Genomic DNA, 16022 nt, shown 5'->3' with positions numbered 1-16022 from the left:
TTGCACCTCATCATGAACGCGGCAGAAGCGGTGAGCGCTGTTCGGCTGGTGGAAGCCGCGCATCGGCCGTGCGCGCCCTTTCAGCCGGCGGTGATGTTGCTCCAAATGGTTGTTTTGCACTTGGGGGCGGTTGAGCGGTCGGCGACGCCGGGCGATGACCGCCAGGTCGTCGGGGCCGAGGGTGTCATGGCGGCTGAGGCTACTGGTGAACTCAGGGCGCGCGGCGGACTTCCCCCGGCGGCCCAGGCGGCATGGTCACAAACGCTCGGCGTGTAGGCTGAGCCGTCCACCAGTGTCAGCAGGCATGTCATTGCCCATCCTCCCTCAATGGGCCGGCAGGCGCTCCATGGCACCCGGTTTGTCGTGAATCGCCAGCTTGTCCACGATGGTTTCACTGGCATGGTTCAGGCCGACGATTTCGACCTCGGCCCCTTCCCGGCGGAACTTCAGCACCACCATGTCGAGCGCGGAGACGCTGGAGATGTCCCAGATGTGGGCGCGGCTGACGTCGATGGTGACCGTCTCCAGTGCCTCGCGGAAGTCGAAGGCGGCGGTGAAGCTCTCGGCCGAGGCGAAGAACAGCTGTCCCTCGACGGTGTAGGTGCGTGCGGTGCCGTCATCCGACAGGACGGAGGTGACGCGGAACAGTTGGGCCACCTTGTCGGCGAAGAACAGGCCGGACAGCAGAACGCCGATCAGGACGCCGATGGCGAGATTGTGCGTCGCCACCACACCAACGACGGTCGCCACCATGACGATGCTGGAACTGCGCGGGTGCGTCCTCAGGTTCTTCAGCGAAACCCAGCGGAAGGTGCCGATCGATACCATGATCATGATGGCCACCAGCGCCGGCATGGGGATGAGGCGCACCCAGTCACCCAGCGCGACGATCAGGAACAGCAGGAAGACGCCGGCGCAGAAGGTGGAGAGCCGCCCCCGGCCGCCCGACTTCACATTGATCACCGACTGGCCGATCATCGCGCAGCCGGCCATGCCACCGATGAAGCCGGTGGCGACGTTGGCGATGCCCTGTCCGATGCACTCGCGGTTCTTGTCGCTGCCGGTATCGGTCAGATCATCGACGATGGCAGCCGTCATCAGGGATTCAAGCAGCCCGACCACCGCGATCCCGGCGGAATAGGGCAGGACGATCCACAGTGTCTCGAAGGACAGCGGCACCTGGGGCAGCAGGAAGACCGGTAGGGTTGAGGGCAACTCGCCCATGTCACCCACGGTGCGCACTTCGAGGCCGAACGCGACCGACAGCGCAGTCAACACCAGAATGCACACCAGCGGCGATGGGACCGCGCGCGTCACCCGCGGCACCAGATAGATGATGGCGAGGCCGCCAGCGACCATGGCGTAGGTAAGCCAAGTGACACCGATAAGTTCCGGCAACTGAGCCAGAAAGATGAGGATGGCCAGGGCGTTGACGAAGCCGGTCATGACCGATTTCGACACGAAGCGCATGAGGACGCCCAGCCGCAACAGGCCGCAGCCGACCTGCAGCACGCCGGCCAGCACGGTCGCGGCCAACAGGTATTGCAGACCATGGTCCTTCACCAGGGTGACCATCAGGACCGCGGTGGCCGCGGTTGCGGCGGAGATCATTCCCGGCCGGCCACCGACGATCGCGATGATCACGGCGATGGAGAAGGAGGCGTAGAGCGCGACTTTGGGATCGACTCCTGCGATGATGGAAAATGCGATGGCCTCCGGGATGAGGGCCAGGGCGACGACCAGCCCGGCAAGCACGTCACCGCGCACGTTGCCGAACCACTCCGTACGGAGTCGTTGCAAATTGAATGTCATGAAGCTCGTGGAAAAGGAGGGGCACGGCGGCTCCAAAGAAGCCAGCCGGCATCACGGCAGGATGTGTGAAGGCGCAACGCCCGCCACATGACGATCATCCCCAGGCGACCCAGCGGGGTCGGAGGACACTAAAGCGGATCGGTCAAGGCGGCGTATTGCGGTGCAGCATGCACCTTCCCTACCAGATCACGCTGATTGGGGCAACCAGGGACATGAAAGGATTACTGTGTTTCGACACTCCGCAGGAGCCCGACCCCGCTTGGGATGTCATCGGACGAAGCCTTCCGTTGCGGTCCGGCACAGCTTGGAGGACAGCGGCTCTTGGTTTGCCCCATTAACGTATAATCATGCCTGTCCTATGGCGCATCCCCATTACGGGCCATACACAATATTAAAATTACAAAGACTATAAAAATGAAATAACCTAACTATGTTTAGGGTGCGTTCATCCCAAAATTGTCATTCTGCAACATGCAATCTTCTGATCAATGCTTCATCCGATTGGAGGGGGCATGTCACTAACGAAGATCGCTGTCTTCACAGCCACAATGCAAAACACGGGCGCTGAACTTTGGGTCACCGACGGCACGCCGTTGGGAACGCGCCTTATTGCCGACATCAGACCCGGCGAGGAGGGAAGCGCTCCCCAGGACGCTGTCGTTGCCGGCGGCAAGGTATTCTTCACCGCCGACGACGGCCTGCACGGACGCGAACTCTGGGTCACGGATGGCACCAGCAGCGGGACCCGGATGTTCGACGCTGCGGCCGGTGCCGCATCAGGCACCCCGGACGACCTGACTGTGGTCGGCAACCGGCTGTTCTTCACTGCGGACGATGGGATCCACGGCCGTGAACTGTGGGTGAGCGACGGAACCGCGTCGGGGACGCGGATGGTCGCTGACCTCATGCCGGGGATACAAGGGTCCTCCCCATCGGCGTTGACAGCTGCACACGGCCGGATCTACCTGCACGCAGACGGTGACACTCAGGATGGGATCTGGAGTTCCGATGGCACCGCCGCCGGAACTCTCCTCTTCCATGAGATGGCGCCGCTGCCCTCCTGGTCCTACGGCATAACGCTGGTCAGCATGAATGACGGAGGGGTGGCCTTTCACGAGGGGACGGCGTCCTGGCCTTCCAAGCTCACCTTCGTCAATGCCAACGGCACCGCGACGGCATTTGCGAACCTCATCCCCGACAGCGGGGCCGTCCGCTATTCCTCCTCGCCCGAGGGGATCGTGGTGTCAGTTACGAATGTGATCGACTGGACCGGGAGCATGGAGTGGCCTACCGCCGTCCGTCATTCAACCTTCTGGGTCACCGATGGCACGTCCGAGGGCACGCGCTACCTTGGCGACCTGACCATGCAGGGCTGGGACCTTGAGCGGATCGCCGGCGTGCGTAACGGCCATGTGGTGTTCACAACCGACATGGATACCTACCGGGTGGAACAAGGTTCTGCCTCGCTGATCGGAATTCTGGAAGAGGCTACTGGCAAGGTAAGCTTTCTGCCGAGCCAGGAACTCGCCAACCCGCTCGGATGGCTCGATACGGGACTGCCCGGCGATGATGGAGATCGCCTTCTCTTCTTAGACGAAAGCTATTGGTCGGGCTCGCAACGCCTGCTGGCGAGCGATGGCACACTTGGGGGCACCGCCGAACTTCATCAGAACGATTGGATGTACCAGGACATTGAGATTGCCGGCGGCCGGGCCTTCTTTCTGACGGACCAGAGCGGGGCCAATCCCGCTGCTCTGTGGGTGACCGATGGCACGCCCGAAGGCACACACAAGGTGCAGAACACATCGGGGGGAGGCTTCGGCGACAAGCTCCTCGGGGATCTTGATGGCCACATGCTGGGGTTCGATCGTGATTACGTCGCCAAAACCGATCGGTTCTTCCTGTCCGACGGCACGACGGACGGCACCATCGTACTCGCGGAGCTTCCCCCTGGAATAGGGAACGACTATTGGGATCACACGGCCAAGCTGCTCGGTGTCATCGCAGCACCGGACGGTATCCACCGAGGATCTGAAGGCAACGACACGTTGCTGGGCGGAGATGGTGCAGACCGGATTCATGGATTGGGTGGTGACGACCACATCTTGGCCGGTGCCGGGGACGATCGGTTGAACGGCGGCGCCGGAGCAGACTTCATCGACGGGGCGGAAGGTGCCGATCGCCTTTATGGCATGTCCGGGCGGGATGTCCTCGTGCCGGGGGCTGGGCGGGACATCGTGGATGGTGGTGTCGGCGATGATGTGCTGCTTGCCGAGCGGGACGGCGAGAGCGACCAATTCTTCTTCGCCCCAGGCAGCGGCGCTGATGTGCTGACTGCCCTTGACCCGCTGCTGGACGTCATCATTCTGAAGGGATTCGAGCAGGACATCGGTACGGCGGCATGGCGGGCAGAGCACGTTATCGAATTGGGGGGAAGCGTGCATGTCGATCTCGGAGGCGGAGACAGCATCCTCGTCCTGGACGCGATGGCACAGGACCTCCGCTTTACGGTCATCGACCCAAGCCTCGAACTGTAGTAGCCCGAGATCTTTGGCGGTCGGACCCGAGATTCTGGCCCGTTCTGGGACCGGATTTCCTGAGACGGGAAAGGGGCTCCGGCTCACATTTGGTGAGACGGAGTGTTGGTGCACGGAGGCGAGCCGGACCGGTTGGCGGGGTCGAACGCGCCGTGGAGAAGGGCGGCCCCGTTGTCCTGACCACCACCGCGGCCGGAGGCGCTTCGCAGGTCGGCCCGTTAATCGAGCAGACCCATGTCGGCGAACGCTGAGGCGCCCTGACCACATGGTGCGGACGACGCGCGAACAAACGGCTCCAGTCGGCAACGCTTGTTGAACAAATCCATTGCGCCCGATCCGTTGTTTCCTGTTCAGGGCGTAGATCCACACAGCCAACCATCAGGAGCAGCCATGACCATTGCCGATGTGCGGACGATGACGGTCCGGCGTTGCGGATGTCTGGCGGCCGTTGCCGTCCTGACGGGGTCTTGCGCCAACCCGCAGGCGGAGCTGGCGTTGCGCGCCCCAACGGCCATGGTCGGCATGAGCAAGGGGGATCTCATGGCGTGTGCCGGCGTACCGGAACGCATGACCGCCGGCGGCGACGCCGAGTTCATGGTCTACAGCCGGCAACAGACCCTCATCGACCGCGATGTCGATTGGGAGCCCAATCCATGGCTGGGACCACGGGGACCGCTGCTTTGGGAGCCCGACGTGACGACCTATGTCCGGACCTACCGGTGCGAGGCCACGGTCGTTCTTCGTGAGGACCGCATCGTCGAGGTCCGCTACAACCAGAACCGCGACGCCACCCTCTGTTACCAGATCGTCGGCAACTGCGTGCGGTAAACGCGCAAGATCAGCGGTGTCGGATTGGGCCGCGCTTCATCCGGCCAAGCCAGAGATCGTCTCGGTCCGCATGCGCACGTTACTCAACATTCAGTATGCCAAGACGCCCGGCCGCAAATAGGTTTTCAGCATTTCCCCGTGACGATGCCGCTTGGACCGTGTTCTGGCGTGAGGAGAGGAGGCACCATGAAGTCTCACCGGCCCGCACCCCGGACCTTGTCACCATTCGCCCGCCCTGATGGGACCTGCGTTGGCCGCCCTCCGGAGGAGGACGATGAGGAGCCCGTCCCCACCGCGCCAGCGGAACCCGAGGACGCTGCCGTCCAGCCTGCCGAGCCAATGAACCCGGCTTGACCCAAAGCGGGTCTTCTCCGCAATGGGTTGGAGGTGCGCCTCATGCTGCCCAGGCAGCGTGGGCTTTTTGAACCAGGCCAAGGGGAACGCGGATGAGTCCATGACCGACCTGGTGTGATTGGGTAAGCGGGACGAGCGTTCCATCCATTCGGCCGACCGGCACACCAGCATCCAAAGAGACGATCCCCGGCAGCATCCGTTTACAGGGCGTAGGTTGCCGGCTTCGGGCTCGACCATGAGCTGGGGAATGAACCATGCTGTTTCGCGATGTCGGCAAAGATGTGATCGCCATCCCACAGCCGAGCCATGCCTGGTTGTCGGGCCAACTGCTCCGCGCCTGGGGCAATGGGGTCTTCGCTCCGCCCGTACCCTACGAGGAGGTCTGCCTCGGGGCGGAACTGCACGACATCGGTTGGCTGTCCTGGGAAGCCTCCCCGACGCTGAACCCCCGGACCGCGCGCCCGCACAGCTTCCAGGAACTCGGCGCGGCCATCCATACCAGCCTTTGGACGGACGGGGTGCGCCGCGCGCTCGCGTTCGGGCGCTATCCGGCCCTTCTCGTCTCGCTGCACGCCGACACGATCTACGGCAGCTTTTTCGATTTCGCCAAGGCGCCGCCGGAGGATGCCGCGCTGGTTCGCCGCTTCCTGGACGACCAGCACCGCTTCCAACGCGCCTGCATCGAGGCGCTGTCGGGCAACCCGCGTTACACGCCAGCTCTCTCCCCGCCAGCGATCGAGCGCAACCGATTGCTTGTCGCCGCTGTGGACCGCATGTCCTTGCAGATCGGATGGGGTCACACCAGCGAAGCGTGCATTCCCAATGTTCCGACCATCGGCGAGGCCCGGACGGAGATCCACCTCCGTTCACCGTCTGGCGACCCGACGGAACTGGCCGTTGACCCTTGGCCCTTCGCTGCCGACCATGTCGAGGTGGTCTGCGAGGGACGGCTCCTGCGCGGCCGTTTCACCGACGAGCGGGCGATGCGTCAGGCGCTGAACGATGCGGAGCCCGTCACCATCTCAACTGTGTTGAGGCATCCGTAACGTCGGTTTATCCGCTCGGGCTGGAGCCATATAGAGTATTTGGCGTGATGGGTGCGCCGACCCGCAGCAAGTTGCCATCCGGATCAATGTAGCGTTGGTGCACGGAGGCGGTCGGTCGGTCTGTTCGTCCTTTCTGCTGCCAGTTACGCCTTGCGAACCGAAACCGGGCGTCCTGCCTCGAGCATGCGGTTCAGGGCGGCGACGCCGATCATGGCCTCGGCTTGCTGGGCGGGCAGTGTCCGGGCGTGCAAGCGGTCACCGAGGATGCCCTTGTCGCGCGCCATAGCCGTTTCGCCACTGGACCGACGGCCGTATTTGACCTTCATCTGCCAGCCCATGCGTCCGGTTTCGGCGATCCGTTGGATGTGACGATCGCGCTGTGTCGGGCTGTTGGCAGCGGTGTCGCTGGGCACCGCGGTGGCGCGTGGAGGAATGACCGTATGCTCAAGCAAGGGGCCGACCTGCGAAGCGTCGCCGGCCTCGGTGGTCGTCAGCACCGCACCCACGATGCTCAAGAACGCTGCGTCCACATACAGGTGCAGCTTTCGCCAACGCCGCGGCTGCCGGGCGCCACGCTTGACGGTCGGCCACTCGCCCGCGCCGTAGACCTTCAGGCCGGTGCTGTCGAGAACCAGGTGCACCAGCCCGTCCGGCAGCGCGGCCCGCAGGATCGGTGTCAGTATGGCCGAGCGCCGGCTCACGGTCGTGTGATCGGGCACCGGCAGGTCGAGCCCAAGCAGGTCCAGTAGAGACCGGAGCAGCCCCTCAGTCCGGCGGAGCGGTTGGTGGAACACCACGCGGACCAAAAGGGCGGTTTCTATGGCGAGGCCCGCGTAACGTGCCTGACCACCCGGGATGGTCCGAGGAGCCGCCCGCCAGCCGGCAAGCGCGGCCTCATCGCAGAAGGTCAGGCTGCCCCGCCGGCGCAGCCCCGCCTCATAGGACGACCAATTCGTCACCCGGAACGTCATCTCGGGGATGCGGTGGCGATGGGCAGCGTTGTGCTTGAAGGGCATGGCGGACGCGGTGGTCAGAACGAAAAGGCCGCCCTTCTTCACGGCACGTCCGCCCCGCCAACCGGTCCGGCTCTCCTCTGTGCACCAACGCCAATCAGATTCTGATCATTCTTTGAGTGAATGAAGCCTCCATTTATCAAATTTTGCGCTAGAAGATTCTCATTCGGAATGATACCGACGGCGTGTGAAGGCTTCCTTTGAGGCGAGCCCGATCCACCTGATTTGGCATGGGCAGCAAGGTTCACCTGGTTCATCACCTTGACGCCGATGAGTTGCATCGGCTGTACAAGGCCGCGACGGATGCGACGGAGCGGACGCATCTGCAAATCATCTGGCTGCTGACCAGTGGGCGCTCGGCCCAGTTCGTGGCCGAGGTGACGGGGTACACGCCGCGCTGGGTCAGCGTCATCGTGGGACGCTATAACGAGGCCGGGGTTGCGGGGCTGGGTGACCAGCGCCAGTTCAACCCCGGCGCCAGACCGCTGCTCGACGAAAACCAGCGACAAAGCCTGAGGACTAGCCTGGCCGATCCGCCGCCCGGCCGCGGTTTGTGGACGGGCCACTCGGTCGCCCAGTGGATCGCCGGCATGCTTGGCCGGCTCGTCTCACCCCGGCGCGGCACCGATTATCTGGGCCGGCTCGGCTTCACCCGCCAAATACCGCGCCCCCGCCATGCCGAAGCCGATCCCTTGGCCCAGGAGGTCTTCAAGGCCCGGTTCCGCCGCCGTGTGCAGGCCCTCCAGCAGGAAGACCCGGACACACCCTTGGAGGTGTGGGCGATGGATGAGCATCGCGTCGGGCTGAAGCCGGTGCTCCGCCGAGTGTGGGCGCCGCGCGGCCGCCGGCCGGTGGCGCGCGGCCACCAGCGCTTCGAGTGGATGTATCTCGCGGGCTTCGTACGGCCGAGCACCGGACAGGTGATCTGGTTTCTCGTCGATGGCCTCGATGCGCCCATGTTCGGTGCTATCCTGGACGCCTTTGCCCGCGAGGTCGGGGCCGGGCCCACCAAGCAGGTGCTCATCGTCCTCGATGGCGCGGGCTGGCATGTCGCCGGCTCGCTGGACATCCCGGAGAGCATCACGCTGGAGTTCTTACCCCCGTATTCCCCCGAATTGCAGCCCGCCGAGCATCTCTGGCCACTGACCAACGAGACGATCGCCAACACCTACTTCGAGGATCTCGATGCCCTCGATCAAGCACTCGCCGATCGCTGCTGCGGTCTCGCCGATGATCCCGACCGTATCCGCGCCGCCACATGGTTCCACTGGTGGCCGCAATTCGCATGAATTCCAAGCAATGGAAGCCTTCATGCGCCATCGGTATGAGAGAGCAATATTGACGCCATTGAATTTCAAGACATTCACTTATCATTCTTTGGCTGAAGCACCACGTGCAACGTGAAACGGGCGGAGTCGAAAGGCTCCATCCGTTTTGTATCTCGGACATCCATGGCTTGGGAGTGGGGCATCAATGATCCGCATACGACCGGCAACCCCATGCGATGCCCCCGCCCTGCCGGGGATCGAGCGCAGTTCCGGCGTGATCTTCCGACAATGGGCGGGGCTGGAGTGGATTGCCGACGACGACGTCCAGTCGGAGGAGCGGCATCGCGCCCTGATCGCCGACGGCGTTGCATTCGTCGCTGAATTGGCAGGGTATGGACTCGCCGCCTTCCTGAACGGCACGGTGACTCCCGATGCCCTTCACCTTTGGCAGGTGGCCGTCCACCACGACCAGCAGGGCCATGGCCTCGGGCGGCAATTGATCGAAACGGCCCAGCGCCACGCCGCCGGCCATGGCATCCCCTCCCTGACCTTGACCACCTTCAGGGCCGTGCCGTGGAACGAACCCTACTATCAGAGGCTTGGCTTCGTCACACTGGATGACGGGCAGCTCGGGGCCCGTCTGCGCGCCGTTCTGGACGCGGAGGAGCGGGCCGGGCTCCCCATCGCACAGCGTTGCGCCATGAGGAAAATGCTCTGATGGCGGCTCGCTGTGCGCCGCTCCGGGGTCCATGAAGAGTGCATGAAATATTTTATCTTCCAACAATTCGCCGGACAGATGCTTGAGTTGGCTGTAATTTTATTGCCTCGCTGCGTTGCACACTCTGCGTATCTGGTATTTGGTATGCCAGTGTAAGGTCGTCTCCATCAGACATGAGGGAGATGCACCATGGCCTACACCACCGCTTCGCACACCGATCACGACGGTCTTCTGTCGGGCATCGTCAAGGGCGTCCGTGAGTTCGTGAGCGCTTGGTTCGAGGCTTCCGCCGCCTATACCGTCTATTGTGAGCTGTCGGCTTTGAGCAGGGCCGAACTGGCCGCGCGTGACCTGCGCCGCGAGGACATCGGCCGCGTCGCCATGGACCTGCCGACGCTGATGCGCGAGTAACCCGTGCACGGTCTTCTCCAAGCCGGGAGAGCGCCGAACGCGTGACGGGTCAGGAGAGTGCCTTTTGCAGCTCCTCCTTGCTCATGCGGGACCGGCCGGGCAGGTTCCGCTGCTTTGCCTTCTCGTAGAGGGCCGCACGGGTCGCGTTCTCGTCGGCATGGTGCCGGAACGGCGCCGTCTTCCGGGCAACGTCGTCCGGCTGCTTGGAGAATTGTCTGCCCTTCTTCGTGTCGGCGCGCTTCTTGTCGCTGGTGCGCCGGTAGTCCGCTTTGGACAGGTGCTCGCGGGCCTGCCGGGGGAGGTAACGTTCCCCCGTTTCCCCGCTCGGCTTGCCTGAGCCCGTGCCCCACTCCTCGTCGGTCCACTGCCTCAGGCTGTTGTCCGCGCTTTTGGACCCCGCGTAGCCGCCGCCGCACCGCTTGTATTCCTGAACGGCTATCTGAGCCTTGCGGGCGGACCACTGGCCGGGCTCGCCGCCCTTGCCGCCTTTCAAGATGCTTGCCTTCACCGTCTCCCACAAACGGGGGTCGGTGCGCTCGGCGCCCGATGCCATGTCGCCCTCCTGCCTGTGACTCACGTCCACAAACAGGCCGACGGAGCGATGGTGCCGCGCCGAGGAGCGTTTCCGCCCCCCGGGAGGCGGCGCGATCAGCCGCGCGCCGCCAGCTCCTCGTGGGTGATGCGCTGAAGCCCGCCCTCGGTGCCGACGACATAGACCTCGTCGGCGTTGCGGATGGTCGCCAGGCGGTGGGCGATGACCAGGGTGGTCCGCCCCTCCGCCAATTCCATCAGCGACTTCTGGATCTCCCGCTCGGTCTGGGTGTCGAGCGCGGAGGTCGCCTCGTCGAGGATCAGGATCGGCGGGTTCTTCAGGAACATGCGGGCGATGGTCAGGCGCTGCTTCTGCCCGCCGGACAGCTTCACGCCGCGCTCCCCGATGACGGTGTCCAACCCCTCCGGCAGGGAGGCGATCAGCCCGTCGAGATGGGCCCGCTGCGCCGCCTCCATGATCTCCGCGTCGCCGGCACCGAGACGGCCGTAGGCGATGTTCTCGCGGATCGTGCCGCCGAACAGGAACACGTCCTGCTGGACGATGCCGATCTGCCGGCGCAGCGAGGCCAGCGTCATGGCGCGGATGTCCAGGCCGTCGATGGTGATGCGTCCCGCCATGACCTCGTAGAAGCGCGGCAGCAGCGAGCAGATCGTCGTCTTGCCGGCACCCGACGGCCCGACGAAAGCGACGGTCGACCCGGCCTTGATCGACAGGTCGATGCCCTTCAGCACCGGGCGCGCCGGGTCGTAGCCGAAGGACACGCCCTCGAAGCGGATGTCGCCCTTCAGCGGCGGGGCCGCCACGGCGCCGGGCGCGTCGGCGATGTCCGGCTGGGTGTCGAGCAGCTGGGTGTAGCGGCGGAAGCCGGCGATGCCGCGGGGGTAGGTCTCGATGACCGCGTTGATCTTCTCGATCGGGCGGAAGAAGGTGTTGACCAGCAGCAGGAAGGCGAAGAACCCGCCCTGGGTCAGCTCGCCCACCAGCACGAAATGGGCGCCGGTCAGCATGACGACGATCAGGATCAGCCGCATGCTCATGTAGCTGAGCGTCGTCGAGGCCGCCATGATCTTGTAGGCGGCGAGCTTGGTGGTGCGGTAGCGGTCGTTGTCCTCGGCGAACAGCTTGCGCTCGTGGTCCTCGTTGGTGAAGGCCTGGACCACGCGCATGCCGCCGACATTCTCCTCGATGCGGACGTTGAAGTCGCCGACGCGGGAATAGAGCGACTGCCAGTTCTTCGTCATCCGCCCGCCGTAGCGGCTGGTCACGAAGGCGATCACCGGAACGATGGCCGCGGTGATCAGCGCCAGCGGCAGATGCACCACCGCCATCAGGATGAAGGCGCCGACGAAGGTCATGATTGCGATCAGCAGGTCCTCGGGGCCGTGGTGCGCCACCTCGCCGATCTCGTCCAGGTCGCGGGTGACCCGCCCGACGAGATGGCCCGTCTTGTTGTTGTCGTAGAAGCTGAAGGAGAGCTTCTGCAGATGGTCGAAGCTCTTGCGGCGCATCTCCGTCTCGATGTTCACGCCGAGCATGTGGCCCCAATAGGTCACGATGGCCATCAGCCCGCCGTTCGCCATGTAGATCGCCAGCAGCGCCACCGTGGCGGCGACGATCAGCGGCCAGTCCTGGGTCGGCAGGAGCTGGTCCACGAAGGCGCGCACGGCCATCGGGAATCCCAACTCCAGCAGGCCCGACAGGACGGCGCAGACGATGTCGAGGACCAGCAGGCCGGTGAAGGGGCGGTAGTAGGAGAGGAAGCGGCGAAGCATGGCTCTTCTCATTGCGGAACGGCAGAGGGGTGAACGGGACGGTTCACGGGGTGCGGGCGTCGGACCGGCCGAGCAGCCAGACCAGATAGGGGCCGGCGAGCAGCGCGGCAAAAAGACCAAGGGGCAATTGATAGGGGAAAGCGACGGTGCGGGCCAGCCAGTCCGACACCACCATCAGCCCGGCGCCGATCAGAACGGCCCCGATCCCCTGCTGGAGCGGGCGGCCCAGCCCGGTCAGCCGGGCGAGATGCGGCGCGATCAGTCCGATGAAGCTCAGCGGCCCGACGAACAGCGCCGCTGCCGCGGTCAGCAGCCCGGCCAGCAGCACCAGCAGGACGCGGCAGCGCCGCACCGGCAACCCGACGGCCCGCGCCGTCACGTCGCCCAGCGGCAGAATCTCCAGCCACTTGGCGGTCAGCGGCAGGGTTGCCAACAGAAGCACCGCCACACCGGCGCAGAACCAGGCGTCGCCCGGACCGGCCTCGTTGGTCGAGCCGCTCAGCCAGCGCAGCAGGGCGAAGGCCTGCGGCGTGCCCGTGGCGATGACTGCGGTCAGGACGGCGCTGCACAGGGCGCTCATGGCGATGCCGGCCAGCAGAAGCCGCTCCGGACCGAAACCGGCGCGCAGCGACAGGGCCAGCATGGCGGCCAGCGTCAGCACCGCCCCCGCCGCCGACGCGGCGAGCTGAACGCTGAAGCCGGGTGCCGCGACGAGGAACAGCGCGGCGGTCAGCCCGACGCCGGCCCCGGTGCCGACGCCGAGGATTTCCGGGCTGGCAAGCGGGTTGGCGGTCACCCTCTGCAACACCATTCCGGCGGCGGCCAGCATCGCCCCCGCCGCCGCGGCGACCGCCACGCGCGGACCGCGCCAGCCCAGCAGCGTGTCGAGCAGCGGGCCGGTGGACAACGTCCAGCCGCCCGGCCCGTAGCCGACCGTGAGCGCGAGGCCCACGGCGACGGCGCCGAGGACGGCGAACAGGGCGATCAGCCGGTACGGGTGCGGGCTGCGGCGCGACGGCGCGGGACGACTGTTCAGCGACGGCCATTCGAACATGCGCAGGCGCGGCAGCAGCCAGAGCAGCAGCGGGCCGCCGAGCAGCGCCGTCGCCGCCCCGGTCGGCACCCGCTCCCCGTCCACCCCGGCCAGAAACTGCACCAGCCCGTCGGTCAGCCAGAGCAGGAGCGCGCCGATCAGCGGGGCGGCGACCAGCCTCTGGCCCTGGGTCCGCGCGCCGCTGAGATGGGCCAGCGCCGGGGCTGCCAGACCGACGAAGCCGATCACCCCGACCTCCGCCGTCACGCTGGCCGCCAGCCAGACCGCGACCCCGATGACGCCGAAGCGCGTGGCGTTGAGGGCGACGCCCAGGCTGCGGGCGCTGGCGTCGTCCAGCCCGAGGATGGCCAGCGGGCGCATCAGCAAGACGGCGGCGCCGACGCCGATCAGCAGCCGGACGGCGATGGTCAGCGTCGGCCCCCAGCTCTGCTGGGCCAGCGCCCCGCCGCCCCAGATGAAGATGGAGAAGAGATAGTCGCCGTTGGCGAGGATCAGCGCGGCGCTGCCCATGGTGGCGGTCAGGGCGACCATCATGCCGGCCAGCACGACGGCCACCGGCTCCAGCCCGCGCCGCCACGTCATGGCGAGAATCAGCCCGACCGCCGCCAGTCCGCCGGCCAGTGCCACCCCCTCCCGCGCGTGGTCCATCAGCGCCGGGGCGTAGAGCATCCCCAGCGTCAGGGCGAGCTGGGCGCCCGCCGACACGCCGAGCGTCGAGGGCTCGGCCAGCGGGTTGCGCAGCACGCGCTGGAGCAGCAGCCCCGACAGGCCGAGCGCCGCCCCGGCGACCAGCGCCACCGCGATCCGCGGCAGCACGCTGTGATAGAGGATGACACCGTCCAGCCAGGCGGCGTCCGGCGGCAAGGGAATGGATGGCGCCGCGGCGTGCCCGGCGACCTGCCAGACGGACAGCGCGGCGGCGGCCAGCGCCAGCCCGCTCCACAGCAGAATGCGGTTGAATGCCATGCGCTCAGCCATGCCGCGCGCCTTCCAAACGGAGCAGGGCGGCGGTGACGAGGCGGGCGAAGCGCAGGGCGGCCGGAAGCCCGCCGAAATGGTTGACCGGCTCGATCACGCTCACCCGCTTCTGCCGCACCATCGGCAGGGCCTGCCACAGGGCGCTGTCGTCCAGCCCGCGCACCACGTCGGAGGGCAGCGGCGGAACGACGATGGTGATGGCGTCCGGCATGCGGGCCAGCGCCTCGATCCCCAGCGGTGCCGCGGCGCTGTAGCTCGATTGCGACGCCCAGGCGTTGCGCAACCCCAACCGCTGGAGCACCGCGCCGAACATGCTGTCGTCGCCGAAGGCGCGGACATGGCGGGCATCGCCGAAGTTGATCGCCAGAACCGGGCGGCGGACGCCGCCGCGCAGGGAGTTGCCCAGCCGGGCGATCTCCGCGTCGGCCCCGGCGACGAAGGCGCGGGCCTCCGCCTCCCGACCCAACGCCCGGCCGAGGGTCAGCGCCGCTTCGGTGGCGAGCGTGTAGGGCGGCACGCCCGGCTGGTAGATCGGCAGCGACAGGGTTTCCGCCACCCGCTCCAGGCTGGCCCGCTGCCCCTCATAATAGTTGGAGGTGAGGATGAGGTCCGGCCCGGCCAGCGTCAGCGCCTCGTAATTGGGGGTGCCGCGCAGACCGAGGTCGATCACCGAGTCCGGGACCCCCGGCTCGACGACGACCTTGCGGAACTGGATCAGTTCGGTCGCGGCGACCGGCACGATGCCCAGCGCCAGCGCCGTCTCCAGCCCCGCCCAGTCGATGGCGGCGACCCGGCGCCCGGACGCGGCGTGCCCGAGGCGGGGCAGCAGCACCGCTCCGGCGGCCAGCCCCAGCGCGTGGCGGCGGGTGATCGTCGCCCGCCCCGTCACAGCACGCAACCGATCGGCTTGCCGGTCACCGGGTGCGGGACGGTCGTCATGGCGAGGCGGTAGATGGCCCCCAGCGTCTCGCCGGTCATGATGGTGTCCGGCGTGCCCTGGGCGATCAGCGCGCCGTTGCGCATGGCCAGGATCTCGTCGCAGACGCTGGCCGCCATGTTGATGTCGTGCAGCACGATGACCGCGCCGATGCCGCGCGCCCGGCTCAGCCGGCGCACCAGCCCCAGCAGTTCCACCTGACTGGCGATGTCCAGCGCCGAGGTCGGCTCGTCGAGCAGCAGGCAGCGCGTGTCCTGTGCCAGCATCATCGCCAGCCAGACGCGCTGCCGCTCGCCGCCCGACAGGCTGTCGACCAGCCGGTCGGCAAAGGCATCCAGGTGGGTTTCGGCGATGGCCTCCGCCACCTTGGCGGCGTCCTCCGCCCCGAAGCGGCCGAGCGCCCCGTGCCAGGGAAAGCGGCCGAGCGCCACCAGCTCCCGCACCGTCATGCCCTCGGCGGGCGGGGTGAATTGCGGCATGTAGGCGACGGTGCGCGCGAAGTCGCGGTCGCCGATCCGCGCGAGGTCCGTCCCCAGGCAGCGGATGCTTCCGCCGCCCGGCGGCTGCTGGCGGGCGAGCAGGCGGATCAGCGTGCTCTTCCCCGACCCGTTGGGGCCGACCAGCCCATAGATCCGCCCCTGCTCCAGCCGGAGCGACAGTCCCGACAGGATCGCCCGTCCGGCAACGGAGAAGCTCACGCCTGCGAGGTCGTAGAGGGGTTGGGTCTGGTCCGGGCTCATC

General features: G+C 66.5%; 13 protein-coding genes. 6 read left to right on the top strand and 7 right to left on the bottom strand.

Translation table 11 applies throughout. The features are described from left to right. Positions 1–324: 324 nt before the first annotated feature. Positions 325–1812, bottom strand: a complete 1488-nt coding sequence (locus tag ACWPXE_RS08245) for a SulP family inorganic anion transporter (protein ID WP_454017419.1) — start codon at positions 1810–1812, stop codon at positions 325–327. A 512-nt stretch (positions 1813–2324) separates the two neighbouring features. Between ACWPXE_RS08245 and ACWPXE_RS08240 the strand changes: the two genes are divergently transcribed. The 3 genes from ACWPXE_RS08240 (at position 2325) to ACWPXE_RS08230 (ending at position 6577) form a co-directional block, all read left to right on the top strand. Beyond that, positions 2325–4349 (top strand): ELWxxDGT repeat protein, encoded by a 2025-nt coding sequence (locus ACWPXE_RS08240; protein WP_454017418.1) that lies wholly within the window; start codon positions 2325–2327, stop codon positions 4347–4349. A gap of 390 nt (positions 4350–4739) precedes the next feature. Then, positions 4740–5177, top strand: coding sequence for a hypothetical protein (locus ACWPXE_RS08235; protein WP_454017417.1), 438 nt, complete (start codon positions 4740–4742; stop codon positions 5175–5177). A gap of 608 nt (positions 5178–5785) precedes the next feature. Next, positions 5786–6577 carry a DUF3891 family protein gene (locus tag ACWPXE_RS08230; RefSeq protein ID WP_454017416.1) on the top strand — a complete coding sequence of 264 codons (792 nt, stop codon included), beginning with the start codon at positions 5786–5788 and terminating at the stop codon, positions 6575–6577. Between the two features lie 143 nt (positions 6578–6720). Here the strand turns inward: ACWPXE_RS08230 and ACWPXE_RS08225 are convergent, their stop codons facing one another. After that, positions 6721–7593, bottom strand: a complete 873-nt coding sequence (locus ACWPXE_RS08225; RefSeq protein WP_454017914.1) for an IS5 family transposase — start codon at positions 7591–7593, stop codon at positions 6721–6723. A 227-nt stretch (positions 7594–7820) separates the two neighbouring features. Here ACWPXE_RS08225 and ACWPXE_RS08220 point away from each other — a divergent pair, with 227 nt between their 5' ends. From ACWPXE_RS08220 to ACWPXE_RS08210, 3 genes are all read left to right on the top strand, one after another. Continuing rightward, positions 7821–8879, top strand: coding sequence for an IS630 family transposase (locus ACWPXE_RS08220; RefSeq protein WP_454017415.1), 1059 nt, complete (start codon positions 7821–7823; stop codon positions 8877–8879). A 184-nt stretch (positions 8880–9063) separates the two neighbouring features. Further along, a complete protein-coding gene (locus ACWPXE_RS08215) occupies positions 9064–9576 on the top strand; it encodes a GNAT family N-acetyltransferase (RefSeq protein WP_454017414.1) in 513 nt (170 codons plus the stop codon). Between the two features lie 189 nt (positions 9577–9765). Further along, entirely contained in the window at positions 9766–9987 is a 222-nt protein-coding gene (locus tag ACWPXE_RS08210; RefSeq protein ID WP_237905535.1) for a hypothetical protein, read from the top strand. Positions 9988–10036: 49 nt separating this feature from the next. On the opposite strand, the gene ACWPXE_RS08205 is transcribed toward ACWPXE_RS08210, so the two are convergent. From ACWPXE_RS08205 to ACWPXE_RS08185, 5 genes are all read right to left on the bottom strand, one after another. Then, positions 10037–10540: a hypothetical protein gene (locus tag ACWPXE_RS08205; protein WP_454017413.1), complete on the bottom strand. Its 504-nt coding sequence runs from the start codon at positions 10538–10540 to the stop codon at positions 10037–10039. Positions 10541–10635: 95 nt separating this feature from the next. Next, positions 10636–12312, bottom strand: coding sequence for an ABC transporter ATP-binding protein (locus ACWPXE_RS08200; protein ID WP_454017412.1), 1677 nt, complete (start codon positions 12310–12312; stop codon positions 10636–10638). Between the two features lie 43 nt (positions 12313–12355). Then, entirely contained in the window at positions 12356–14344 is a 1989-nt protein-coding gene (gene fhuB / locus ACWPXE_RS08195; RefSeq protein WP_454017411.1) for a Fe(3+)-hydroxamate ABC transporter permease FhuB, read from the bottom strand. Further along, the gene (locus ACWPXE_RS08190; RefSeq protein WP_454017913.1) at positions 14337–15233 is read right to left on the bottom strand and encodes an iron-siderophore ABC transporter substrate-binding protein; all 897 of its coding nucleotides are present in this window, start codon (positions 15231–15233) and stop codon (positions 14337–14339) included. Before ACWPXE_RS08190 ends, fhuB begins: the two co-directional genes overlap by 8 nt. Beyond that, positions 15230–16021 carry an ABC transporter ATP-binding protein gene (locus ACWPXE_RS08185; protein WP_454017410.1) on the bottom strand — a complete coding sequence of 264 codons (792 nt, stop codon included), beginning with the start codon at positions 16019–16021 and terminating at the stop codon, positions 15230–15232. The genes ACWPXE_RS08190 and ACWPXE_RS08185 overlap by 4 nt, the downstream gene beginning before the upstream one ends. Position 16022 lies beyond the last annotated feature (1 nt).

Source organism: Azospirillum sp. Marseille-Q6669 (assembly GCF_965111635.1).
This window is presented reverse-complemented; position numbering and strand designations above follow the sequence as displayed.